This is a genomic window from Rhodothermales bacterium, assembly GCA_039944855.1.
In the GTDB taxonomy this organism is placed as follows: domain Bacteria; phylum Bacteroidota; class Rhodothermia; order Rhodothermales; family JANQRZ01; genus JBBSMX01.
The window spans coordinates 64,381-86,596 of record JBDUXZ010000003.1; the positions used below are offsets into that span (position 1 = coordinate 64,381).

A 22,216-nucleotide genomic window follows, 5' to 3' on the forward strand; every position below is an offset into this window, starting at 1 on the left:
AGCGGATACCCGCTAGCGTACGACGGTCGCCTGCCGCGTGCGGACCTCGCCCGCCGCGCTCAGCCGGAGGACGTACGTCCCGGAGGCCAGCCCGGAGGCGTCCCAGTCCGCGACGTGATCGCCGGCGGGCTGCGTCGCCTCCACGAGCGTGGCCACGCGGCGGCCGAGCACGTCGTAGACGGCGAGGTGGACGGGACCGGCTTCGCTCAGGCTGTAGCCGAGCGTGACCCGATCGGTCGCCGGATTCGGTGCCGGAGCCGCGAGACGGAACGCCACGTCCGGCGTCCCTTCCGAGGCGGTCGTCATCAGGACGGTGAAGGGAATCGCGAACGTGTTGTTCGACTCGTCGGACTCGGTGACGTCGTTCCCGTCGTCGGCCACGACGAGCAGGAAGTAGTCGCCGGGGTCGAGGCTGCTCGGGACGGCGAACTCCACCTCGCCGTCCTCGCTGTCGCCGGCATCGACCTCGTCGACGCTGATGCTCTCAGCGGCCACATCGCTGGAACCGAGCGACCGGTTCGTCGAGAAGTAGAAGGCGAGCGTGAACGACCCAGCCTGCTCGTCGCCATCGTTCGCGATCGTGTAGCTGACCTGGACGTCCTCGCCGACTTCGGCGCTCGACGGGCTGACGGAGGCGCTGGTCACGTCGAGGTCGGCGTCGCCATCGCCCCCGCCGCCGCCACCGGTGACGGTAAAGGGCACGTCGAACGTGTTGTTGTTCTCGGTGCTCTCCGCCACGTCGTTCTGCTCATCGGCCACGACGAGGAGGAAGTAGTCGCCAGGGTCGAGGCTGTTGGGGACCGTGATGTCGCTGTCGCTGTCCTCGGACCCGTCGGCGTCGAGGTCGTCCACGTCTTCTCGCTCGGCGAGCACGTCGTTCGAGCTGAGGAAGCGGTCGGTCGAAAAGTAGAAGGCGACCTGGGACTCGCCGGCCTCCTCGCCACCCTCGTTCGCGATCGTGTAGCTGACCTCGACCTCGGCCCCGGCGTCGGCAGTCATCGGCTCGACGGAGGCGTTCGTCACTACGAGATCGGCATCGCCACCTCCGCCGCCGCCGCCACCGGTGACGGTGAAGGGCACGGCGAACGTGTTGTTGTTCTCAGCGCTTTCCGTCACGTCGTTCCGGTCGTCGGCCACGACGAGGAGGAAGTAGTCACCGGGATCGAGGCTGTTCGGGACCGTGAGCTCCTCGTCGTCGTCGCTGGAGTCGTTCGCGTCCACCTCGTCGATGTCGGTGCGCTTGGCGAGGACGTCGTTCGAACTGAGGGTCTGGTTCGTCGAGAAGTAGAACGCGAGGGAGGACTCACCGGCCTGCTCGTCACCATCGTTCGAGATCGCGTAGTCCACCTCGATCTCGGCACCGGCGTCGGCACTGGCCGGCTCGGCCGAAGCGCTCGTCACGACGAGGTCGGCGCCGCCGTCGCCGCCGTCACCGCCGCCGCTGACGGAGAAGGGAATGGCGACGGTGTTGTTCGTCTCGTCGGACTCGGTGACTTGCTCGAGGTCGTCGATGACGACGAGGATGAAGTAGTCACCGTCCGAGAGGCTGCCCGGGATGTCGATCTGCTCGTTGTCGCTCTCGGGCTCGTCGGACTCGGCGTCGACCTCTTCTCGCTCGGAGAGGGCGTCGTCGGAGCTGAGGGTCTGGTCGGTGGAGAAGTAGAACCCGACGGGGATGTCCTCGATCTCCTCGGCACCGGCGAGCGTGACGGTGTAGTCGAGCGTGACGCGGTCGCCGGCTTCGCCGCCGGTGTCTTCGGCGGTGGCTGAAATCGTGAGGTCGGGCTGGGCGAGTGCGGCGGGGACGAGCGCCCACGCTAAGAAGAGGGAGAGGTAGCGGAGAGGCATAGTCGGAGGGGAGAGGGGAGAAAGGAAGAGGAGAGCAGGCAAGAGCCCTTGCCAAGCCACGTTACTCTACCCAACCCCTGCGGGCATGATCCCCATTTTCTAACGCCCCACGCAATAACCCGTCACTCCATCCCCGCCCTCGGCCTCCTCATCGGCTCGCTCCCCCACGCCGCGCGGCGTCAGTTGCTGAAGAAGCGGGGCCGGTCCTCTTCGATCTTCTCGATATCGGTGTCAGCGAACCACCCCTCGTCGGCGGGCTCGGGCTCACCGAGTTCGTTCGGGCGTTCGTAGCCCTCGATGTTCGTCACCCACACGAGGTTCTTCCGGACGCCGGGCGCGACCTCGGTGTTCGGCGAGAAGTCGCTGACGGTGCCTTCGATGGAGCCGAGCAGGATGCCCTCGCGGGTGTAGAGGTGGACGCGGACGCGGTCGCCGTGCTTGAGCGTGTTGTTCATGGGCGTCGTCTCAGCGGACGGGGAAGTCGAAGTAGGTATCGGGGAAGGGCTCACTGCGGAGGGTGTAGTGCCACCACTCCTTGGTGTAGTTGCGGAAGCCGTGCTGCATCATCGCCGCGCGCAGCATCCGCCGGTTCGCCCGCGCCGCCTCGCCGACGGCGGGGCTCTCGGTCGCTGAACTCGGGCTGAGGCAGTCGTACGCCGTCCCCATGTCGAGCCCGGTCTCGGCGAAGCGCTCGCCGGCGGGCGCGGTGCAATCGCGGAGCGAGTCGGCCGGGGGATACGCCGTCGGCTCCGGCGCGGGGAGCGCGACGACGCTGAGGTCGACGGTGCTGCCTCGGCTGTGGCCGGAGCGGCGGGCGATGTAGCCGCGCGAGAAGAGATAGCGCTTCGGCTCGTCGGGGTAGAACGCCAGCTTCGTCCGCTCGTCGTTGAGGTTCCGGGCCCAGCGTACGAAGTGGTCCACGGCGCGTTGCGGGCGGTAGCAGTCGTAGACCTTCAGGCTGAGCCCTCGGCGTTCGAGATCGGCCTGTACGGCGGCGAGGGCGCGGGCCGTCGGCTCGGTGATGATGCACGTCGGCGCCTCGTAGCCGTCGATGGGCTCGCCGACGAAGTTGTACGGGCCGTGGTAGCGCATCTCTTGCACGATCGTCGGGGCGACGTCACGGAGGTGGACGAAGCCGTCGGGCAGCGGGTCCGGCGTCGGGAACTCGGGCTGCGCGCACGCGGCCGCAGCGGGGAGGACGAGCCAGCAGAGCAAGCGGAAGCGTCGGAGCACGTCGAGCGATGGGGCGGGTGGCAGAATGCGGTTCCCTACGCCGAGCGCGCCGCGATGTTTTGCCGCTCACGCGAAGTTCGGGACCGGAAGAGGCAGGGGCTCGGTATACCCTCCCCGCCCATCGCCTGCAGCACTCTGCCCCCCGCTGTCGCCTCCCTTCCGCCCCCTTCCTCCCGAGAAGCCCCCGATGCGATTCACCCGCCGCCCCTCGCCCAGCCTGTGGAAAGGCGCCGTCGCCGGCCTCGCCGGTGGCCTCGCCGCGTCGTTCGCGATGAACCAGTTCCAGGCCGCTCTCAGCGCCGCACCGCGTGCCGTCTCCGGCGACGAAGCGGACCGCCACCCCGGCGACGATCCGAGCGACGAGGGCGAAACGTCGAGCGAGCCGGCGACGGTGAAGGCGGCGTCCGCGATCTCCGAAGGGGTCTTCGACCACGAGCTGACGGACGAGCAGAAAGAGCGCGCCGGACCGGCCGTTCATTACGCTTTCGGCGGCGGCACGGGCGCGGCCTACGGCGCGGCGGCCGAGTGGCTGCCGGAGATGACGGCGGCGGCGGGCCTCCCGTTCGGCACCGCGTTCTGGCTCGTCGCCGACGAGGCGGCCGTCCCCGCCCTCGGCCTCTCGAAAGCGCCCACCGCGTATCCCCTCTCCGTCCACGCCGAGAGCCTCGCGGCCCACCTCGTCTACGGCCTCGTGACGGAGTTCGTCCGACGCGGCGTGCGGCGGCTCCTGCGGTGAGCGGCGCCTGCGCGAGCGCGGACCCTCCGCCGGAGTCGGCTCGTTAGAGCACGCCCCTCTCGTTTCCCCATCTCCCCTCTCTTATGTCTTCCACGAATGGAAAGCCCGAGGTCGTCGTCATCACCGGCGCCTCGGCCGGCGTCGGGCGCGCGACCGCCCGCGCCTTCGCCAAGCGCGGCGCCCACATCGGTCTGATTGCCCGCGGCGAGGCCGGCCTCCAGGCCGCCGCCTCCGACGTCGAGCGCCTCGGCGGCCGGGCCCTCGCGATCCCCGCTGACGTCGCCGACCCCGACGCCGTCGAGGCCGCCGCCGCCGCCGTCGAAGAGCGCTTCGGCCCCATCGACGTGTGGGTCAACAACGCAATGGCGTCGGTCTTCTCCCCATTCAAAAAGATGAGCGCCGAGGAGTTCGCGCGCGTCACGGACGTGACGTACCACGGCGTCGTCTACGGCACGATGGCCGCGCTCAAGCGGATGCTCCCGCGCAACCGCGGGACGATCGTGCAGGTCGGCAGCGCGCTCGCGTACCGGAGCATCCCGCTCCAGAGCGCCTACTGCGGCGCCAAGCACGCGATCGTCGGCTTCACCGACTCCATCCGCTGCGAGCTCGTCCACGACGAGAGCGACGTCCACATCACGGCCGTCCACCTCCCGGCCATCAACACGCCGCAGTTCGGGTGGGTGAAGAGCCGGCTCCCGCACGAGGCTCAGCCCGTCCCCCCGATCTACCAGCCCGAGGTCGCCGCCGACGCGATCTACTTCGCCGCGCACCAGCGACGGCGCGAAGTGTGGGTCGGCGGGCCGACGTGGCAGGCGATCGTCGGGCACAAGGTCATCCCCGGCCTGCTCGACATCTACCTCGGCAAGACCGGCTACGACGGCCAGCAGACCGACGTGCCGCGCGACCCCGACGACCCCACGAACCTCTGGGACCCGGCCGACGCCGCCCGCGACCACGGCGCGCACGGCCGGTTCGACGGCAAGGCGCGCGCGTCGAGCCCGGCGCTGTGGGCGACGAAAAACCGAAACTGGATCGCGGCTGGGGTCGGGACTGTCGCCGCCGTCGCGCTCGGCCTGTTCGGGAGGTCGTCATGAACGCCCTCGCCAAGCTCACCCAGCTCTCGCCGCTCTCGCCGAAGGCGCTCAGCCGCGCCCTCCGCACGGGCACGGGCGACGCGCTCGACAAGCGGCGGGGCGTCCTCGCCCTCTCGCTCACCGCCGCCGGCTCGATGGGGCTGATCTCGCTCTACCAGATGGGCGTCATCAAGCACCTCCCCGAGCCGCCGCTCCCGTTCCTCGACGCCGACAAGGTGGATGCGTCGGAGGAGGCCTACGCCTACTTCTCGGCGCCCGACGGCGTGCTCGGCTTCGCCTCGTACGCGGCGACGGCCGTGCTCGCGGCGATCGGCGGGCCGGACCGGGCGCGGACGATGCCGTGGCTCCCGCTCCTCGCCGCCGTCAAGACCGGCGCCGACGCCGCGCAGGCCGCCCGGCTCACGCGCGACCAGTGGACCGAGCACCGCGCCTTTTGCTCGTGGTGCCTGCTCGCGGCGGCGGCCACGTTCGCCACCGTCCCGCTCGTGCTCCCCGAGGCCCGCGACGCGCTCCGCCGCCTCCGCGACGGATAACCGCATCGCTCAGTTCAGCCACCAGATCGAGAGGTTAAGCGCCGTCGCGAAGGCCACCCAGAGCAGGTACGGCACGAGCAGCCAGCCCGCCGTGCGCGATACGCCGAAGAACGCGCGCACCGTGAGCGCGAGCACGACGAGCAGCGTCACGATCACCACGGCCCCGCCGACGATCGACTCGGCGCCGAAGAAGATCGGCGTCCAGATCCCGTTGAGCACGAGTTGGACGACGAAGAGCGTGAGCGCGCGGCTCGCATCCTGCCGTTCCGTGCCCGCTGCCTCGCGCCGCGCACGCCAGACGAGAAACGCGGCGACGCCCATGAGGGCGTAGAGCGCCGTCCACACCGGCCCGAACAGCCAGCTCGGCGGGTTGAACGGCGGCTTCGCGAGCGTCTCGTACCACGACGAATCGCCCGTCACCGTCGTCGCCGCGCCGACGATGCCGACGAGCTCGCAGCCGACGATGAAAAGGGCGGCGATGCCGATCTGCTTCCAGCGAGAGAGGGCGTGGCGGGAGTCGGTCATGGGCGGGGAGAATGGGAGTGAGGGAGGATGGGGAAATCGCAACGGACCACGGACGAAGGACACCATGCTACCGGATTCGACCTCAGAGGTCGGCGGGGATGAAGGCCAGCATTGTCTCGGGGTACGTGTCTGTGGCGAGGAGGAAGCCGCGGTCGTCGAGGCGGGCGATGCCCTCCCAGTTCCGCGCACGCTCGGCGTCGAGGAGTTCGAGTTGGATCGGGGCCCGGGCGGTGAGCACGATCTCCCCGCCAACCAACTGCATCTCCACGAGCCGCTCGACGGTGGCCTCGCGCCGGTGCGTCGCGCCGATGCCGAACTTCGCGCGGAGCGCGTCCGGGCCGGGGCGGAGGAGGGCGCGGTCGCCGGGGTAGAAGTAGTTCACGGCCCAGAACCGGCCGGCGGCGTCGAGCCCCGTGGCGTCGGTGAGCCGGTATTCGATGGCGGGCACGGCGAGCGAGTCGCGCTCGCCCGAGGCCGTGTCGAAGTGGTACGCCTCGGGGTGTGGGTTGACGGCGGGGCCGTTCGCCTCCTCGAGGGCGATCACGCCGCTGGATGTGGCGAGGAGCGTCTCGTACGAGAGGTTGCGGAGGTGGGCCTGCGGCGGCAGCGGCGTCACGGTCGCGGCGTCGAGCCGGACCGTCCCGTCCGGCTGCACCGCCCCGCTCGCGAGGTAGCCCTGCATCGCCGTCGCCCCCGTCGATTCGATGAGCACGAACACGCGGTCGCCGTCGAACACCATCGCCTCGTACCCGTCGAACCCGGCGACTTTCTCGACGACGCCCGGCGCTTCGAACCGGACCGCCCTCGGCTTCAGCGCGCCGTCGCGGGGTCCGTCGAGAAACGCGAGGAGGTCCACTTTCGAGAGCGCGAAGAGCGCGCCGCTATCGCCGTCTTCGCTGGCCGCGCTCACGGAATCGGATGTCGTGGAGAAGCGGCCGGGGTACTGCGGCAGGAGGAGGAGGTCGTCGCCGTGCCACGTGAGGCTGGAGATTTCGGCGGCGCGGCTCGCGATCGGTCCGGCGAGGGGGATCGGCTGGGCGCGCGTTTCGAGCGGCGCGGTGGTATCCGCTCGCTCCTCGGCGGCGGTCGCCGTCGCCGGCACGTCCCGGTCGCACGCGGCGAGGGCGAGGGCGGCGCTGAGTACGAAGGCGAGCCGGAGGAGCATGGCGAGCGCGAGGCGAGAGGGGGCGCGTAAAACGACGCGCGGCGGCTGCGGTTCGCCGCACGGGCGGCCGTGCGATGAACGGACAGAATACCGCGCGCTCCACGACGCCGAGCCGGTCGGGAGCTACCTTTGTCGCTCCTGCGTTGAAGGACGCTGAACCCTTCCCGACTCCCCGTGCCCGTGCTCCGTTCGCTACGCCTCGCCCTGCTCCTCCTGCTCGCCTCCGCCGCCACGGCGCAGCCCGAGCAGACCGTCCTCTTCCCCGGTGAACTCGGCGAGGACCTCCGCGCCTCGCTCGTGACCACGTACAAGCCGTCGAGCGTGCTCGGCGACGCCGCATCGAAAGACCGGATGTACGACACGGTCTGGGCCACGACCGTCGACGGGCAGGAAGGCGTCGTCGGCGTCTATACCGGCTTCTTCGTGCCGTTCGACTGCGATCCGAACTGCGACCCGAGCCAGGACGTGTTCAACCAGGGTAGCGAGAACACGCAGGGCATCAACCAGGAGCACATCTGGCCGCGCGCCGAGGGCGCCGGGAGCGGGAACGCCGAGCGCGACCTCCACCACCTCGCCCCCACCTTCGTCCGCGCCAACTCCGACCGCGGCAACCTCCCCTTCGCCGAGATCCCCGACGCCCTCGCGAACGACTGGTACATCGACAACACCGTCACGAGCACCGTCCCGACGAGCGACATCGACAGCTACAGCGAGCGCGACCGGAACACGGCGTTCGAGCCGCGCGAGGACTTCAAGGGCGACGTGGCGCGGGCGATGTTTTACTTCTACACGATGTACGAGGCGCAGGCGAGCGACGCCTTCTTCGAGGCGCAGCGCGAGACGCTCCGCGCGTGGCACGCGCTCGACCCCGTGGACCAGGCCGAGTACGACCGGACATTCATCATCGCCGGCTTCCAGAGCGACGACCCCAACCCGTTCGTGCTCGACTCGACGCTCGTCCGCCGCGCCTACTTCCCCTCGACCGTCGCCGCCGAGTCCGCCCCGCTCGCCGACGGCTTCGCGCTCTCCGCCGCCTACCCCAACCCGTTCACGACGGCGACGACGTTCACGCTCCGCGTCGCCACGCCGCAGCGCGTCCGCGTCGAGGCGTTCGACCTCCTCGGCCGCCGCGTCGCCGTGCTCCACGACGGGCCCGTTTCGGCCGACGCCCCGCTCGCCCTCGCGTTCGACGCCGCCGCGCTCCCGGCCGGGCTCTACGTCTACCGCGCCACCGGCGAGACCTTCCGCGCCACCCGCCGTGTCACGCTCACGCGTTGAGCCTCCCCATGCGCCTTCTGCTCCTCCTCTGCCTCTTCGTCCTGCTCAGCGGTTGCGATACCACGGCGCAGCCGTCCGAGCCCATTCATTACAGCGAGGTGGCCGTTCGCCCCGTGCCCATCGAAGGGTTCGAAGCGTTCAGCGCCTCCGTCGAATATCCCGAACTCGCTCGACGCGCGGGCATCGGAGGCACCGTCATCATCCACTTCACTGCGAATGAGGATGGGAGCGTCGTCTCGACCTATGACTCCGATGTCCGTCGGGGCCCCGTCTGCGTTTCCGACCCGGGAGGCAATACGTGCCAAAACTCGCTCATTCCCCTCCGTGCCGCGCTTCTCACCCCGGCTTACGTCCGTGGCGAGAAGGTCTCGGTGAACGAGTGCTTCGCCTTCGAGTACGAGATAATGGAGGGGCCTGCCGGGCGCCAGACAAACATCCGTGTCTCCCACTGTCCGTAGCGTCGAGCCGATCCACTCACCATTTCAGCAGAGAACCGATGGTCCTCCGATCCTGCTTGCTCATCGTTTCCCTCTTCGCCTTCGTCGGCTGCGACAGCGCGGAGCAGCAGGCCGAGGCGCTCGTGATCAGAACGGAGCGGACGAGCTACAGCCCTGGCGACACGGTGAGCGTCTCGTTCGAGAACCGGCGCCCCGCGACCGCTTATGTCTTGAGGAGCGGGTGCTCCACCGTGGACCGCGTGTGGCTCCCCGTCGTGCTGATGGAGACGATGGCGCAGGGCGAGTGGGTACCCGCCGCACGGGGAGTCAGCTGTCCGGCTATCGCGACTCCGCCTGCCGAACTCCTACCCGGGGACGCGTACGCCGTGCGCCTCCACGTCGGCGTGAGTCGACTCCCGGAGATCCCGCCCGGGACGTATCGCTACGTCTTCTTCGTGCGGGACGAGGTGTACGAGTCCGAAACGGACCTGCCGGAAGCGGAGCGCGTGAGCAACGCCTTCACCGTACGATGACCGGGTAGAGACGCATTCCTCATGAGACCATCGCCCGCAGACCGGATCGAACTGATTCAAGCCGACATCACGACGTTGGAGGTAGACGCGATCGTGAACGCGGCGAATGCGGCGCTCGCCGGCGGCGGCGGCGTGGACGGGGCGATCCACCGCGCGGCCGGGCCGAAGCTGCTCGAAGCGTGCCTTCAACTGCGCGGCTGTCCGACCGGGCAGGCGAAGATCACGCCGGGATTCGACCTCCCCGCCGACTACGTGATCCACGCCGTCGGTCCCGTGTGGCACAGCGGCGACCGGGGCGAAGACGACCTCCTGGCTTCCTGCTACCGCACGTCGCTCCAGTTGGCTGTGGAGCATGGCTGCACCACCGTCGCGTTCCCCGCCATCAGCTGCGGCGTCTACCGCTTCCCTGTGGACCGGGCCGCGGGAATCGCCGTGCGCACCGTCGCGGGCTTCCTTCGGAGCGACGAGCAGATCGAAGCAGTTTACCTCGTCAGCTTCGGCAAGGATGTTCGTCAGGCGCACGAGCGAGCATACGCCGACGTACTCGATTAATCCGCACGTTCGGTCCGTACCCACGTCTCAAAGCGGTAGCCGTCGTGCGGCTCGCAGAGTCGCTCAGTCTTCTCGCTTCGCCTCGTGCTGCCTGGACCATTCGACGACCTCGTCAATGGTTAGCCCTTCGAAGAGCTTCTTTCGTTCTTCGGTGTAATCGCCAGATCCCGTCGTGAATTGGCTGATGAACCGCGCGGCGTCGGCGGCGCCCATCTCTCGAACGAGCAGCCGGACGCCTTCCTCGTGGATTTCGTTCAGCGGTCGTGCCGGGATGCCCATCGCTCTAGTTCCTCCGCGAGTTCCATCGGCGCGACGACGCGCGTCGGGTCTCTGGTTTCTCGCTTGGCTTTTTTAAGGAAGGTGTCGTCGCACGTGCAGAAAAAATCGGCCTCGCTCGCCTCGGCGGAAGCGAGATGCAACGCGTCCAACGTCCGAAGTCCCCGACGGTTCAACGCCTCGGCCCGACGACGCACCTCATCGGTGAGCTTTAGGTGCGTAGCGGCACCTGCGAGCGTCCCCAACGCGTACTCCCGCCGCGTTCGACGCGGGTTCTGCTCCGTCTCGAACTGGAGCACGTCCGACGAGACCAGCTCCACCCGACCGGCTCTGACGAGATCCAATACACTCAGGATCGCTTCGGCTTCGAATCGGATACGAAGCTGCGTCCGGTCGTCGAGGGGACGCTGAACGGCGCAGGTATCGAGGTAGACGCGCATGGCACCAAGCTACGCACGAGCACCCTCAGGGTACGCGCACCCACGTCTCGAAGCGGTAGCCATCGCGCGGCTCGCGGTGCTGCAGTTCGAACTCGGTGCCGAGGAGGTGCTCGAAGGGCGGGAAGAACGTGTCGCCGTCGTAGTCGCCCTCGACGCGCGTGAGTTCGAGCCGGTCGGCGATCGGGAGGGCTTGCTCGTAGACCGTCGCCCCGCCGCCAATCGAGATCTGCTCGCGGTCGGCGAAGGCGTCGAGGGCGTCGCCGAGCGAGGAGTAGACGTGGATGCCAGGGTGGTCGACGTGGACCGCGTGCCGCGTGAGCACGACGTTCTCGCGCCCCGGCAGCGGTCTCCCGAACTGGTGCAGCACCGACTCGAACGTCCGCCGCCCCATCACGAGCGGGTGGCCGAGCGTGAGCCGCTTGAAGTGCTTCAAGTCGTCGGGGATGTGCCACGGCAGGTCTTTGCCGTCGCCGATCACCCGGTTCGTCTCCGCCACCGCCGCGACGATCACGACTTCCGCCCGCGTGCGCTCCCCCATCAGACCGCGACCTCGAACCGAATCGCGTCGTGGTGCCGGTAGCCGTCGAGTCGGAAGTCGTCGAACCCGAGTTCGTCGAGCGGCTTGTCCGCGATCTCCAACGTCGGGAGGTCGAACGGCTCGCGGTCGAGTTGGGCGCGGAGGCCGTCGACGTGGTTGACGTAGACGTGCGCGTCGATGAGCGTGTGGGCGAAGACGCCCGGCTCGATTCCGACCTGCTGCGCGATCGCCTGCGTGAGCAGGGCGTAGCACGCGAGGTTGAACGGGACGCCGAGCGCGAGGTCGGCGGAGCGCTGCGTGAGGTGGCAGTTGAGACGTTGCTGCCCGTCCTCGGCCTCCTGCACGTTCAGCACGAATGTGAAGTGGCACGGCGGCAGCTTGCTCACGGCCGCGTTCGCCGGGTGCCACGCGCTGACGACGAGCCGCCGCGAGTTCGGATTCCGCTTCAACTCGTCGATCACGTAGCCGACCTGATCGAACGAATACGAGCCGTCGACCTCAGCGTGGACGTGCGGGTGGTCCGGCCCGGCGAACACCTCGCCGTCGAGCGCGGCGCCGACGGCGGGGATCGGGAAGCGGCGCCAGAACCGGCCGTACGCGGTTTCGAGCCGGCCGTCGTCGTCGGCCCACGCGTTCCAGATGCCGGTGTGCTGACGCAGCTCGCGGATGTGCGGGGCGCCGGAGAGGTACCACAGCACCTCGCGCAGCATCGAGTCGAAGTAGACCTTCTTCGTCGTCAGCAGCGGGTAGCCGTCGGCGAGGTCGACTTTGTAGGACTCGGCGAAGGACGAGATCGTGTCCGTGCCGGTGCGGTTGCGCTTGCGCGTGCCGGTGTCGAGCACGCGGCGGACGACGTCGAGGTAGGCGCGGTCGGCGGAGACGGGGCGGTCGAGAGCCTGTCCTGAGCTTGTCGAAGGAAGTTGCATGGGTGGCGGGCGAGAGAGCGACGGGCGGCGCCGGAGATTACGGACGCGCCCGGCGCGGGGCAACCCGGAACGTGGGGTCGGCGATGGGGTACCCCTGACGCAGCGCCAGTCCAAAATCCGCAACCCCAAATCCACAATCGATGGATCCCGGCCTCCACGTCAAGCAAGCCATCAACCACCTCAACAAAGTCCTCGCGTACTATCCGTACGTGCAGGAGGGCGGCACCGCGACCGTCGCGCTCACGCCCGAAGATTGGCAGGTCGTCGCCGACGCCCTCTTCCGGATGGACACCCCGCGCGAGGTCATCCCCGACGCGATCGAGGACTATACGCTCACCGACGACCAGCGCGCCATCCGCCTCCGCACCGCCGACTGCCTCATCGTCGTCGAGATGGGGTAAGACCCGCTAACAAAACCTCCTCGTGCTGTCATTGCGAGGAGCGCAGCGACGCGGCAATCTCCCCCGGGCTGCTGGAATCAGGAGATGGGCTGCGCCGAGCCCTGTGGGGTTGCTGCGCTCCCGCTGGTCGCTCGCAATGACATGAAGGGGTTTTGTTAGGGACTCTAAGTACGTCTCAGAGTTGGACGACTAAGCGTAGCCCCAGAGTCTCGTGTGCAGGGCCGAACGAGAGGCGCGACGCGAGCGCGTTGTTGTGATCCTCGGCGGTCCGGTAGGCGCTGTAAAGCCCCCATACCCGCCCGGCAAGCCCGATGAGGAGCCCGGTGCCTACTGCGACTACAGCGGTTGGTCTGGGACTATCAAACAAGCAGCGACATTCGATGAGGGCGACGCCTACGATGGCACCGCCTGCGAGCGTGACCGCGAGGGGCGGTAGCCCTCGTACCCAGTCGCCCGCGTAGGCGTGCCCCAGGGTGGGGACAAAGTATTCGAGTCCTACTGCTATGGGTACGACCACCCGCGAAGCCTCGGGGTTGGACGCCGAGCTATCGGCTGCTTGCGCGTGCGGACTGTCAGCGGCGAGGAGGCCTACTAGGAGGCACACAACAACGGAGACCGTTCGATACGTCAGACGAATCATCCTGAACTAATTCGCCGACGCGCGGAGGTGGAAGAGCGGGATCTGCGCGCGGAAGCGGGCGCCGTTCGGGCGCTGCATGAGGTAGGTCCCCTCCATCGTCCCGTCCATCGTCTCGAGGACGCAGAACGAGTTGTAGGCGTGGGCGCTCCCCGGCGCGAGGATCGGCTGCTGTCCGACCACGCCCTCGCCCTCGACCTCGACGACGCGCCCGTCGCCGTGGCGGATCACCCAGTGGCGGCGGAGGAGCTGGACCTCGGCGGGGCCGTGGTTCTCGATCTCGACGAAGTAGGCGAACACGAACCGGCTGGCGAACACGTCGGACTGGTCGTCGAGGTAGACCGGCCGGACGGAAACGGTGAGCTGCTGCGTGGTGGCTTCGTAGAAGGGCATGGCGGGGCTCCCGTTACCGGATGGCGCTGTAGGCGGTCCGCGCATGCTCGGCGACTTCGATCACGGCGCGGACGCGGTGCTCGCAGACGGGCGCGTTCCACAGCCCGCCTTCCTTGAACGCGCTCCCGACGATGAACCCGTCGGCGAGGTCGACGAAGTGCTCGAAGTTCTCGACCGTGACGCCGCTGCCGACGAGGATGGGGAGCGGCGTGGCCTCGTAGACGGCGCGGAGGTCGTCGAAGTCCGGCTCCTGCCCGGTCCGCATCCCGGTGACGACGACGCCGTCGGCGCCGTGGAGCGCCATGAGGTGGGCGATCTCCGCGATCGGGACGTCGCCGGTCCACGTGTGGGCGGCGTGCTTCTTCTTCACGTCCGCGAAGACGGGGATGTTGTGCGCGCCGATGGCCTTGCGATAGCGGAGAACGGAGCCGGCGCAGGCCTCGGCGATCCCCTTGTCCGAGACATGGGCGTAGGTCCAGCCCTCGGCGCGGATGAAGTCGCACTGCGCGGCGAGGGCGACGGCGAGCGCGGTCTTGTTCGCCTGGAAGAGCACCTGAATCCCGACCGGCATCTGCCCGACCTGCCGCTTGACGCAGACGGCGACGCGCGTCATGAACGCGGCCACCTCCGGCCCCTGCTCGCGCTCGTGGACGCAGGGGAAGTCGTGCATGTTCTCGAGCACGAGGCCGTCCACCCCGAGGTCGGCGTAGAGCTTGGCCTCGGTGACGGCGCGCTCGACGGCGGATTCGACGGAGCGGTAGCCCGGCGCGCTCGGCGAGGGCCCGGTATGGACCATCGCGAGGATGGGCTTCGGCTTTCGGAAGATCCGACTCATCGTCTCCAGCATCGGTCGCGCCTCGCTATCGGATGGGGAACAGGGGAATTGCTGTGGAATTGCGGCTCGCGTCTTAGGTTCAGGTGCAACCCTATCGATGAATACGCTGTTCCGTGGATTCGGCCGCCCTGACCCCGGTGCGCGCCCCGGCGGTCGGCCGAATCTCCCCACTGTGGGGGGCGTACACCCAACACCGCCCCCTGCGCGGCACGCAGTGCGGAGGGTTAGATTCCGACTGCCCGACCCGCTCACGAGCCGCCCCCTGGCACGCCCATGCTCCCCGACGTCCCCGCCTCCACCGACGCCCCCCGCAAGCCCACGAAGTCGCTCCGCGAGGTCACGATCCTCTTCGCCGGCGACTCCGGCGACGGCATGCAGCTCACCGGCGGCCGGTTCACGCTCGCCACGGCGAAGGCCCAGAACGACCTCGCCACGCTCCCCGACTTCCCCGCCGAAATCCGCGCCCCCGCCGGCACGACGTACGGCGTCTCCGGCTTCCAGCTCCACTTCGGCGCGAATGAGATCTCGACGCCCGGCGACGAGGTAGACCTCCTCGTGGCGATGAACCCGGCGGCGCTCAAAGTCAACCTCCGCCGCGTGCGCGAGGGCGGCGCCGTGCTCGTCAACCTCAACGCGTTCGAGGACCGCGGGCTCGAACTCGCCGGCTACGACGCGAACCCGCTCGAAGACGGGACGCTCGACCGCTACGAGGTCTTCCCCGTCGAGCTGACGCGGCTGACGCGCGAGGCCCTCGCCGACACCACGCTCTCGACGAAGCAGATCGACCAGTCGAAGAACATGTTCGCGCTCGGGCTCGCGCTGTGGCTCTACACGCGGCCTATCGACGACACCGCTGCGTGGGTCGAGGCCAAGTTCGCCGACGAGCCGGAGATCCGCGACGCGAACCTCCACGTGCTGACGAAGGGCTACCACTTCGGCGAGACGACGGAGGTGTTCGCCTCCCGCTACGAGGTCGCCCCGGCGAGCCTGCCGCCCGGCCTCTACCGCGGCATCCGGGGGAACGAGGCGCTCGCGCTCGGCCTCGTCACCGCCGCTGTCCGCAGCGGGCTCGAGATCCTCTACGGTTCGTACCCGATCACGCCTGCGAGTGACCTCCTCCACGCCCTCTCGAAGCACAAGAACTTCGGCATCCTGACCGTGCAGGCCGAGGACGAGATCGCCGCCGTCGGGACGGCGCTCGGGGCGAGCTTCGCCGGGCGGCTCGGCGTGACGGCGACGAGCGGGCCGGGCCTCGCGCTCAAGACGGAGTTCGTCGGGCTCGGCATCATCACCGAGCTGCCGCTCGTGGTGATCGACGTGCAGCGCGCCGGGCCGAGCACGGGCCTGCCGACGAAGACGGAGCAGTCCGACCTCCTCTTCGCGCTCTACGGCCGCAACGGCGACGCCCCGCTCCCCGTCATCGCCGCGAGCACGCCGGGCGACTGCTACGAGGTGGCCTACGAGGCCTGCCGGATCGCCGTCAAGTACATGACGCCCGTCATCCTCCTCTCCGACGGCTACCTCGGGAATGGCGCCGAGCCGTGGCGCCTCCCCGACCCCGACGCCCTGCCCGCCTTCCCCGTCCACTTCGCGACGGAGCCGAACCGCGACGGCCAGTTCCTCCCCTACCTCCGCGACGAGACGACGCTCGCCCGCGCCTGGGCCAAGCCAGGCACGCCGAACCTCGAACACCGCCTCGGCGGGCTGGAGAAGGACCGCGAGACCGGCGGCGTGTCGTACGACCCCGAGAACCACGAGGCGATGACGAAGCTGCGCGCGGCGAAGGTCGAGCGCGTCACGGCCGAGATCCCGCCGACCAAGGTCATGGGCGACGCCGAGGGCGACGTGCTCGTCGTCGGCTGGGGCTCGACGCGGGGCGCGATCGAGGCGGCGGTGAAGACCGCCCGCGCCGAGGGGCTGAAGGTCGGCCGCGTCCACCTCCGCTGGCTCAGCCCCCTCCCGCCCGACCTCAGCGAGGTCTTCGGCCGGTTCGAGAAGATCCTCGTGCCGGAGCTGAACAACGGCCAGCTCGTCCACGTCCTCCGCGACCGCTTCCTGCGGCCCGTCGAGTCCCTCGCCAAAATCCAGGGCCTCCCGTTCAAGGCGAGCGAGATCACCGCCCGCATCCGCCAGATGATCGAAGCGACAGCCTGACTTTAGATATGAGCGACGACCAGAAAAAACCGACGACGCCTCCCGGCACCAAGAAGCCCGCGCTCCCGCCCGGCCTGAAGAAAGCCGCCGGGCCGAAAGGCGTGAAGCCAGCGGGGCCGAAGGGTGTGAAGCCCGCCGGCCCGCCGAAAAAGGCGACGCCGGAAGGGACCAGGAAGCCCACGCTCCCGCCGAAGCCCGGCGGCCCGAAACGCCTGCCCGGCGCCAAGCCCGCGCGTCCGCCCGGAGCGAAACCCGCGATGCCGCCCGGCCGCCTCGTCGAGCCCGCCGGCGGCGACGGCGCGCCGTCCGAGCTCACGCGGAAGGACTTCTCCTCCGACGCCGACGTCCGCTGGTGCCCCGGCTGCGGCGACTACGCCGTGCTCGCCGCCGTGCAGCGCGTCTTGCCCGAGCTGACGGAGAAGAAGGAGAACACCGTGTTCATCAGCGGGATCGGCTGCTCCAGCCGCTTCCCGTACTACATGAACACGTACGGCGTCCACTCCATCCACGGCCGCGCCCCGACCGTTGCGACCGGCTTGAAGTGCGCGAATCCCGAGCTCGACGTGTGGCTCATCACCGGCGACGGCGACGCGCTCTCGATCGGCGGCAACCACTTCGTCCACCTGCTCCGCCGGAACCTCGACCTGCAGGTGATCCTCTTCAACAACCAGATCTACGGCCTCACGAAGGGGCAGTACAGCCCGACGAGCGAGCCCGGCAAGGTCACGAAGTCGTCGCCCTACGGCTCACTCGACCACCCGTTCAACCCCGCCGCCCTCGCCCTCGGCGCCGACGCTACGTTCGTCGCCCGCACGCTCGACCGCGACCCGAAGCACATGCAGGACATGCTCCGCGCCGCGCACGGCCACGCCGGCACCGGCTTCGTCGAGGTCTACCAGAACTGCAACATCTTCAACGACGGCGCCTTCTTCCGCTACACCGAGCGCGACTCGAAGCCGCACACGACCGTCTTCCTGGAGCACGGTCAGCCGCTCGTCTACGACGAGGGCACGAAGGGGCTGCGGCTCGACGGGCTGAAGCTCGAAGCCGTCGACCTCGCGAACGGCGCGTGGTCCACCGACGACTGCCTCGTCTACGACGCGACCGACCGGACGCTCGCCGGGCTCGTCGGCCGGATCTTCTGGCAGGACGACCTCCCGCAGCCGTTCGGCGTGTTCTACCGCGAGGAGCGGCCGAGTTACGAGCGGCTCCTCCGCGAGCAGCAGGCCGCCGTCACCGCCAAGCGCGGCACCGGCGATCTCCACGCCCTCCTCCGTGCTGGCGAGACGTGGACCATCGAGTAGCTATTCGATGCGGACCAGCTTGAGCGATTCCGTCTGCCGCTGCGTCTGGAGCCGGACGAAGTAGACGCCCGCCGCGAGGCGCGCGCCGTCGAGCACGAGCGGGTGGTCACCCGGCGCGAGCATGCCGTCGGCGAGGACGGCGACCTCGCGGCCGAGCACGTCGTAGACGGCAAGCCGCAGCGTTTCGGCCCCCTCGGGCACGGTCAGCGTGAACGACGCGGACGCGCCGAACGGGTTGGGCGCAGGGCGCGAGAGCGCAAACGCCGACGGCAGCGTGGGCTCGAAGTCCGCGCCCAGGCGTTGCGGCTCGAAGAGGCCGAAGTCGTAGGCGCGCTGGAGGTAGCGGGCTGCCTCGCGGAGCTTCACGATGGAGTCGAGTCGATCTTCGCCGCGTGCGAAGGGGATGGCGAAGGTGAACTCGGTCTCCTCGCCCGGCTCTAGCCGAAACGGCCCGAACGACGGCCACATCTGTCGATCTCCCGCCGGATCGTCTGCGCCCGTGCCGTCGATGTTCTCCTCGCTCCAGAACTGCTCGGTCACAGGATCACCGGGGAAAAACGTCGTGAGGGTATCACCGGCGGTCATATACCCATCGCCGCCCTCCGTCACGGGCGTCCCGTCACGGTGCAGCCCCCCCAAGCACCGGTAGTTTCCGAGCGCATTGAAGGGTCCGATGAAGCCATCGGGGCAGAAAACATTGTTTGCATACAGCTCCGACGGCTCGCCCGCTTCATCCACTTCCCCATCCCCATCGTTGTCTCGGCCGTCGGGCAGCCGGGCCGGCGTCCGCAGCGCCATGAAGCCGAGGGCGGGCGGACGCGACCCGTAGCCCCCGTTGAGACCTCCCGCATCATCGTCGTCCGCGTTGTACGTGAACGCCATATGGAGCGTCGTGTCCGTCCCGACGTAGTCGTCGGCCGGGTCCCCGAGGTCGGGGTCTACGAAAATCGCGACGTAGGCGCTGTCGAGCGGCTCGCTGCCCCGGTACCGGATGCGATAGCGGTAGAGCGTGGCCTGGTTGACGGCGAGCGCGAGCGACGCCGCCGCGAAGACCTCCACACGCACCTCGAGCCCGAGCGGGAGCGTCAGATTGTTCACGTGCGCGTTGCCGCGGTCGTTCATGACCCACCATGCCATCTGATCGCCCGAGATCGCCGGCTCGTCGCCGCCTGCGAGGTCGTAGTTCCCCGCCACGCCATCGCCGTCGAGCACCGGCGCACCGAGGTGGGCGGGCCAATCGCGGAGGTCGTCCGTCGCCACGCCCGTGTCGAGGTAGCGCGCCACGTCGCCACGCGAGACGCGGTAGATCCGGTCGTAGAGAAAGCAGTCAGTCGGCGGGTTGCCAGCGGCGTCGAGCGGACCGGGCCAGAACTCGAAGTCGGCGTAGGTCGAGCCCACGAGGCGAAGCTCGCCGTCGACCTTCCCCCCGACCCACAGGCTCGCAGCGAAGATGGGCGAAAGACCGGCCGCCTTGGGGACGAGGTAGCCGTCGCCCGCGACCGTCGCGTTGCCGAAGAAGAGGCTCCCGGTGTTGAAGACGCGCGCGTTGACGTCGTTGACGTCGAGGTCGGCCTGGGCCCGACCGGTTTCGCAGTCGCCGACGGTCTGCGCTAGCGCGGGCACGGCGACGAGCGCGGCAAGGGCGAGAAGACAGAGACCACGGCGGGGAGTAACCAGCGGCATGCGGGAGGGGAATCGATGAGCAGAGACAGAGGGTACCAAACTAGCCCGAGCCCCGTTACGGCACAGGGCAATTCATCGGCCCCGTATCTTGCCGTCCCCCACTCGACCCCACCGCCCGTGCCCCTCCCCCGCCTCGTCCCCATCGTCCTCGCGGCGACCCTCGCCGCCTGCTCCAGCGCTCCCGACTCCGCCGCGCAGAGTGGGCCCGTCACCGCCGTGCCCGACTCGCTCCTGAGCGACGGCGGGGCCGTCCGCCTCGGCGAGCCCGAGCGCAGCCGCCTCCTCGCCGACGACCCGCTGTGGGCCGAGGCGCTCCGCATCCACTACGACGCGATCGTCACCGACGGCCACATCGACACGCCGTCGCTCATGCTCGACGACGGCTACGACTTCGGCGAGCGCCACCCGCCGCGCGCGGGCGATCAGCACGTCGACCTCCCGAAGATGACGGAGGGCGGGCTCGACGCGCCGTTCTTCTCGATCTACGTCTCCCGTTCCTACGGCGAGACGCCCGCGGCCACGCAGCGCGCGCTCGACATGATCGCCGAGGCCGAGCGGCAGATGGCTGCGCTCGACGGGATCGAGATGGCGTATTCCACGGCCGATGTCGTCCGGCTCGCGCGCGAGGGGAAGCGGGCGCCGCTGATGGGGCTCGAAGGCGGGCACGCGCTCCAGGGCTCCGTCGAGGTCCTCGAACGGCTCGCCGAGGCGGGCATCCGCTATGTCACGCTGACGCACTCCAACACGAACGGCTGGGCCGACTCCTCCGGCGACGAACCTCGCTGGAACGGGCTCAACGACCGGGGCCGCGATCTCGTCCGCGCGATGAACCGGCTCGGCGTGCTCGTCGACCTCTCGCACGTCTCGGACTCGACGTTCTACGACGCCCTCGCCGTCACCGAAGCGCCCGTCATCCTCAGCCACTCCTCCGTCCGCGCCCTCACCGACCACCCGCGCAACATCACCGATGACATGCTCCGCGCGCTCGCCGCGAACGGCGGCGTCATCATGATCAACTTCTTCTCGAAGTACATCGCGCAGGACGGCACGAACGACGCGACACTCGCCGACATCCTCGACCACATCGACCACGCCGTCGAGGTCGCCGGGATCGACCACGTCGGGCTCGGGTCGGACTTCGACGGGGTACCGTTCCTGCCGCGCGGGATGGAGGACGCGACGAAGCTACCGCACCTCACCCACGGCCTGCTCAAGCGCGGCTATAGCGAGGAGGACGTGCGGAAGATCCTCGGCGGCAACACCCTCCGCGTCCTCGCCGACGCCGAGCGCGTTGCGGCCGGACTGCGGACCGAAGGCTGACGTCCTACACTGGACCGTGTGCCATCCCGTAGAGACGCAGCATGCTGCGTCTCTACGGGATGGCACACGGATCACTTACTCGAAGTCCGTGTTCAGCCGGTAGCGGGCGATCCGGTTGTTGCCCATGTCCGCGACGTAGACGATGCGGTCGAAGTAGGCCACGCCCTGCGGGTCGCGGAACGAGAGCGCCCCGCTCCCCTCGCCGCCGAACGACACGTTGACTGGGCGGATCGAGCCGGCGGCGGGCGGCGGCGCGACGCCCTCGACGCCGTTGCGGTTGAAGATGTAGAGGCTGTCGGTCTCTGCGTCCGTAGCGAACAGGTAGCCCGTCTCGTCGGCCGCGATCGCGAGCCCGGTCGGGCCGCGCATCCCGAAGTCCTCGTAGAGGAAGCCGTCGCCGTTGTCGGGGTTCGCCGTCACGCCGAGGAGGTCGGTGTTCACGCGGAACTCGGTGCCGAGCGGCGTCTCGACGACGAGGACGGAGAGGACGGGGTAGCGGACCTCCTGCGTCGGCGGGTCCTGGGCGACGAAGAAGTCCTGCGCGTCGGTGAACGTAGTGCGCTGCGGCGGGCCGATGGGGGTGGCGAGGGCCGAGGGGTAGACCGCGCTGAGGAGGCTGGGCTGCGTCGCGCTGAGCGCGCTGATGTAGCGGGTGTTCTCGCCGGCCTCGGTGAACGCGAGCACGCCGTTGAACGGCCGCACGATCGACGGCAGGCCCTGGCCCTGCGTATTGACCGGGCCGCTGCGCGACACGTAGAAGCTGTTATCGGCGAGCGGCGCGACGTCGGTGAAGGAGGCGTCCTCGTCGGAGAAGCCGCTGGAGTACGTGCGCGGATCGCGGAACTGGTTGTTCGAGCGCGAGCGGTCGTCGAACGGGTGCCACACGATGTCCTCGACGGTCGGCGCGCCCGTCGTCACGCCGCTCAGCCGGTAGACGACGGGGAGGTCCCACGTCCGGTCGCCGAGCGTCGTGTCGCGGCGGGCGGCGACGAGGAGGTCGAGGCTGCGGTCCTGCACGACGGCGGTGATGGCGCGGAGCGGCTGCCCCGCGGCCTCGGTGACGAGCCGCTGCGGGCGCCCGGCGAGGTCGAGCACGTGGAGGCCGGCGGCGTCGGCGACGTAGATCAACTCGTCGTACCCGACGTAGACGTCGACCGGCTGGTCGAACGTGCCGCCAGCGGCGCCCTGCGTGTAGAACGGGTTCAGCGGGACGTAGCCGACCTCGTCGAGGAGCGTCGGGTCGACCTGCCCCTCGTCGAAGATCTCGTCGGTGGTGGCGTCGTCTTTGGAGCCGAAGACGCCGTCGCACCCCGTCAGGACGAGCGGAGCGGCGAGGGCGAGGAAGAGGAGGGCGAAGCGCATAGGGAGACGGAAG

At 69.2% G+C, this 22,216-nt stretch carries 24 protein-coding genes; 11 read left to right on the forward strand and 13 right to left on the reverse strand.

Annotation, left to right across the window (positions count from 1 at the left end; translation table 11 throughout):
* Positions 1-12: 12 nt before the first annotated feature.
* From ABJF88_01535 to ABJF88_01545, 3 genes are all read right to left on the reverse strand, one after another.
* Complete coding sequence (locus tag ABJF88_01535) at positions 13-1,848, reverse strand: CARDB domain-containing protein (protein ID MEP0545591.1); 1,836 nt, start codon at positions 1,846-1,848, stop codon at positions 13-15.
* A 179-nt stretch (positions 1,849-2,027) separates the two neighbouring features.
* Positions 2,028-2,303 (reverse strand): hypothetical protein, encoded by a 276-nt coding sequence (locus ABJF88_01540; protein MEP0545592.1) that lies wholly within the window; start codon positions 2,301-2,303, stop codon positions 2,028-2,030.
* A gap of 10 nt (positions 2,304-2,313) precedes the next feature.
* Positions 2,314-3,081 carry a M15 family metallopeptidase gene (locus tag ABJF88_01545; GenBank protein ID MEP0545593.1) on the reverse strand — a complete coding sequence of 256 codons (768 nt, stop codon included), beginning with the start codon at positions 3,079-3,081 and terminating at the stop codon, positions 2,314-2,316.
* Between the two features lie 187 nt (positions 3,082-3,268).
* Here ABJF88_01545 and ABJF88_01550 point away from each other — a divergent pair, with 187 nt between their 5' ends.
* The 3 genes from ABJF88_01550 (at position 3,269) to ABJF88_01560 (ending at position 5,444) form a co-directional block, all read left to right on the forward strand.
* Positions 3,269-3,817: a DUF1440 domain-containing protein gene (locus ABJF88_01550; GenBank protein ID MEP0545594.1), complete on the forward strand. Its 549-nt coding sequence runs from the start codon at positions 3,269-3,271 to the stop codon at positions 3,815-3,817.
* Between the two features lie 83 nt (positions 3,818-3,900).
* Positions 3,901-4,911, forward strand: a complete 1,011-nt coding sequence (locus ABJF88_01555; protein MEP0545595.1) for an SDR family oxidoreductase — start codon at positions 3,901-3,903, stop codon at positions 4,909-4,911.
* A complete protein-coding gene (locus ABJF88_01560; GenBank protein MEP0545596.1) occupies positions 4,908-5,444 on the forward strand; it encodes a vitamin K epoxide reductase family protein in 537 nt (178 codons plus the stop codon). The genes ABJF88_01555 and ABJF88_01560 overlap by 4 nt, the downstream gene beginning before the upstream one ends.
* A 9-nt stretch (positions 5,445-5,453) precedes the next feature.
* Here ABJF88_01560 and ABJF88_01565 read toward each other — a convergent pair whose 3' ends face one another.
* The gene (locus tag ABJF88_01565; GenBank protein MEP0545597.1) at positions 5,454-5,969 is read right to left on the reverse strand and encodes a TspO/MBR family protein; all 516 of its coding nucleotides are present in this window, start codon (positions 5,967-5,969) and stop codon (positions 5,454-5,456) included.
* A gap of 82 nt (positions 5,970-6,051) precedes the next feature.
* A complete protein-coding gene (locus ABJF88_01570; protein ID MEP0545598.1) occupies positions 6,052-7,134 on the reverse strand; it encodes a hypothetical protein in 1,083 nt (360 codons plus the stop codon).
* Between the two features lie 174 nt (positions 7,135-7,308).
* On the opposite strand from ABJF88_01570, the gene ABJF88_01575 reads away from it, so the two are divergent.
* From ABJF88_01575 to ABJF88_01590, 4 genes are read left to right on the forward strand one after another with little or no spacing between them, the layout of a single operon-like run.
* Positions 7,309-8,412, forward strand: a complete 1,104-nt coding sequence (locus ABJF88_01575; protein MEP0545599.1) for an endonuclease — start codon at positions 7,309-7,311, stop codon at positions 8,410-8,412.
* 8 nt (positions 8,413-8,420) lie between these two features.
* Positions 8,421-8,870, forward strand: coding sequence for an energy transducer TonB (locus tag ABJF88_01580; GenBank protein MEP0545600.1), 450 nt, complete (start codon positions 8,421-8,423; stop codon positions 8,868-8,870).
* Positions 8,871-8,926: 56 nt separating this feature from the next.
* Positions 8,927-9,382 (forward strand): hypothetical protein, encoded by a 456-nt coding sequence (locus ABJF88_01585; protein ID MEP0545601.1) that lies wholly within the window; start codon positions 8,927-8,929, stop codon positions 9,380-9,382.
* Positions 9,383-9,403: 21 nt separating this feature from the next.
* Positions 9,404-9,934 (forward strand): O-acetyl-ADP-ribose deacetylase, encoded by a 531-nt coding sequence (locus tag ABJF88_01590; GenBank protein MEP0545602.1) that lies wholly within the window; start codon positions 9,404-9,406, stop codon positions 9,932-9,934.
* A gap of 63 nt (positions 9,935-9,997) precedes the next feature.
* Here ABJF88_01590 and ABJF88_01595 read toward each other — a convergent pair whose 3' ends face one another.
* The 4 genes from ABJF88_01595 to thyA are packed head-to-tail and all read right to left on the reverse strand — an operon-like array spanning position 9,998 to position 12,114.
* Positions 9,998-10,213 carry a hypothetical protein gene (locus ABJF88_01595; GenBank protein MEP0545603.1) on the reverse strand — a complete coding sequence of 72 codons (216 nt, stop codon included), beginning with the start codon at positions 10,211-10,213 and terminating at the stop codon, positions 9,998-10,000.
* Complete coding sequence (locus ABJF88_01600) at positions 10,189-10,650, reverse strand: PIN domain-containing protein (GenBank protein MEP0545604.1); 462 nt, start codon at positions 10,648-10,650, stop codon at positions 10,189-10,191. Before ABJF88_01600 ends, ABJF88_01595 begins: the two co-directional genes overlap by 25 nt.
* 25 nt (positions 10,651-10,675) lie before the next feature.
* Positions 10,676-11,188, reverse strand: coding sequence for a dihydrofolate reductase (locus tag ABJF88_01605; protein MEP0545605.1), 513 nt, complete (start codon positions 11,186-11,188; stop codon positions 10,676-10,678).
* Positions 11,188-12,114, reverse strand: a complete 927-nt coding sequence (gene thyA, locus ABJF88_01610; GenBank protein MEP0545606.1) for a thymidylate synthase — start codon at positions 12,112-12,114, stop codon at positions 11,188-11,190. The genes ABJF88_01605 and thyA overlap by 1 nt, the downstream gene beginning before the upstream one ends.
* Positions 12,115-12,254: 140 nt before the next feature.
* Here thyA and ABJF88_01615 point away from each other — a divergent pair, with 140 nt between their 5' ends.
* Entirely contained in the window at positions 12,255-12,515 is a 261-nt protein-coding gene (locus tag ABJF88_01615; GenBank protein ID MEP0545607.1) for a hypothetical protein, read from the forward strand.
* 646 nt (positions 12,516-13,161) lie between these two features.
* On the opposite strand, the gene apaG is transcribed toward ABJF88_01615, so the two are convergent.
* Positions 13,162-13,545: a Co2+/Mg2+ efflux protein ApaG gene (gene apaG, locus ABJF88_01620; GenBank protein ID MEP0545608.1), complete on the reverse strand. Its 384-nt coding sequence runs from the start codon at positions 13,543-13,545 to the stop codon at positions 13,162-13,164.
* Between the two features lie 13 nt (positions 13,546-13,558).
* The gene (locus tag ABJF88_01625) at positions 13,559-14,380 is read right to left on the reverse strand and encodes a BtpA/SgcQ family protein (protein MEP0545609.1); all 822 of its coding nucleotides are present in this window, start codon (positions 14,378-14,380) and stop codon (positions 13,559-13,561) included.
* 273 nt (positions 14,381-14,653) lie between these two features.
* On the opposite strand from ABJF88_01625, the gene ABJF88_01630 reads away from it, so the two are divergent.
* Positions 14,654-16,534 (forward strand): 2-oxoacid:acceptor oxidoreductase subunit alpha, encoded by a 1,881-nt coding sequence (locus ABJF88_01630; protein ID MEP0545610.1) that lies wholly within the window; start codon positions 14,654-14,656, stop codon positions 16,532-16,534.
* Positions 16,535-16,542: 8 nt separating this feature from the next.
* Positions 16,543-17,838 (forward strand): thiamine pyrophosphate-dependent enzyme, encoded by a 1,296-nt coding sequence (locus ABJF88_01635; protein ID MEP0545611.1) that lies wholly within the window; start codon positions 16,543-16,545, stop codon positions 17,836-17,838.
* On the opposite strand, the gene ABJF88_01640 is transcribed toward ABJF88_01635, so the two are convergent.
* The gene (locus ABJF88_01640; protein MEP0545612.1) at positions 17,839-19,521 is read right to left on the reverse strand and encodes a T9SS type A sorting domain-containing protein; all 1,683 of its coding nucleotides are present in this window, start codon (positions 19,519-19,521) and stop codon (positions 17,839-17,841) included. It abuts the gene before it with no gap.
* A 117-nt stretch (positions 19,522-19,638) separates the two neighbouring features.
* On the opposite strand from ABJF88_01640, the gene ABJF88_01645 reads away from it, so the two are divergent.
* Positions 19,639-20,841, forward strand: coding sequence for a dipeptidase (locus ABJF88_01645; GenBank protein MEP0545613.1), 1,203 nt, complete (start codon positions 19,639-19,641; stop codon positions 20,839-20,841).
* Positions 20,842-20,916: 75 nt separating this feature from the next.
* Here ABJF88_01645 and ABJF88_01650 read toward each other — a convergent pair whose 3' ends face one another.
* Positions 20,917-22,203, reverse strand: coding sequence for a hypothetical protein (locus ABJF88_01650; protein ID MEP0545614.1), 1,287 nt, complete (start codon positions 22,201-22,203; stop codon positions 20,917-20,919).
* Positions 22,204-22,216: the final 13 nt, after the last annotated feature.

Excerpts from the sequence above, each read along its gene's own strand:
- ABJF88_01625 (MEP0545609.1), bottom strand. The coding sequence starts at position 14,380 with ATGAGTCGGATCTTCCGAAAGCCGAAGCCCATCCTCGCGATGGTCCAT.
- ABJF88_01565 (MEP0545597.1), bottom strand. The coding sequence starts at position 5,969 with ATGACCGACTCCCGCCACGCCCTCTCTCGCTGGAAGCAGATCGGCATC.
- ABJF88_01605 (MEP0545605.1), bottom strand. The coding sequence starts at position 11,188 with ATGGGGGAGCGCACGCGGGCGGAAGTCGTGATCGTCGCGGCGGTGGCG.
- ABJF88_01560 (MEP0545596.1), top strand. The coding sequence starts at position 4,908 with ATGAACGCCCTCGCCAAGCTCACCCAGCTCTCGCCGCTCTCGCCGAAG.
- ABJF88_01595 (MEP0545603.1), bottom strand. The coding sequence starts at position 10,213 with ATGGGCATCCCGGCACGACCGCTGAACGAAATCCACGAGGAAGGCGTC.
- ABJF88_01580 (MEP0545600.1), top strand. The coding sequence starts at position 8,421 with ATGCGCCTTCTGCTCCTCCTCTGCCTCTTCGTCCTGCTCAGCGGTTGC.
- ABJF88_01640 (MEP0545612.1), bottom strand. The coding sequence starts at position 19,521 with ATGCCGCTGGTTACTCCCCGCCGTGGTCTCTGTCTTCTCGCCCTTGCC.
- ABJF88_01540 (MEP0545592.1), bottom strand. The coding sequence starts at position 2,303 with ATGAACAACACGCTCAAGCACGGCGACCGCGTCCGCGTCCACCTCTAC.
- ABJF88_01630 (MEP0545610.1), top strand. The coding sequence starts at position 14,654 with ATGCTCCCCGACGTCCCCGCCTCCACCGACGCCCCCCGCAAGCCCACG.
- ABJF88_01600 (MEP0545604.1), bottom strand. The coding sequence starts at position 10,650 with ATGCGCGTCTACCTCGATACCTGCGCCGTTCAGCGTCCCCTCGACGAC.
- thyA (MEP0545606.1), bottom strand. The coding sequence starts at position 12,114 with ATGCAACTTCCTTCGACAAGCTCAGGACAGGCTCTCGACCGCCCCGTC.
- ABJF88_01635 (MEP0545611.1), top strand. The coding sequence starts at position 16,543 with ATGAGCGACGACCAGAAAAAACCGACGACGCCTCCCGGCACCAAGAAG.
- ABJF88_01650 (MEP0545614.1), bottom strand. The coding sequence starts at position 22,203 with ATGCGCTTCGCCCTCCTCTTCCTCGCCCTCGCCGCTCCGCTCGTCCTG.
- ABJF88_01535 (MEP0545591.1), bottom strand. The coding sequence starts at position 1,848 with ATGCCTCTCCGCTACCTCTCCCTCTTCTTAGCGTGGGCGCTCGTCCCC.
- ABJF88_01590 (MEP0545602.1), top strand. The coding sequence starts at position 9,404 with ATGAGACCATCGCCCGCAGACCGGATCGAACTGATTCAAGCCGACATC.
- ABJF88_01615 (MEP0545607.1), top strand. The coding sequence starts at position 12,255 with ATGGATCCCGGCCTCCACGTCAAGCAAGCCATCAACCACCTCAACAAA.
- ABJF88_01570 (MEP0545598.1), bottom strand. The coding sequence starts at position 7,134 with ATGCTCCTCCGGCTCGCCTTCGTACTCAGCGCCGCCCTCGCCCTCGCC.
- ABJF88_01555 (MEP0545595.1), top strand. The coding sequence starts at position 3,901 with ATGTCTTCCACGAATGGAAAGCCCGAGGTCGTCGTCATCACCGGCGCC.
- apaG (MEP0545608.1), bottom strand. The coding sequence starts at position 13,545 with ATGCCCTTCTACGAAGCCACCACGCAGCAGCTCACCGTTTCCGTCCGG.
- ABJF88_01550 (MEP0545594.1), top strand. The coding sequence starts at position 3,269 with ATGCGATTCACCCGCCGCCCCTCGCCCAGCCTGTGGAAAGGCGCCGTC.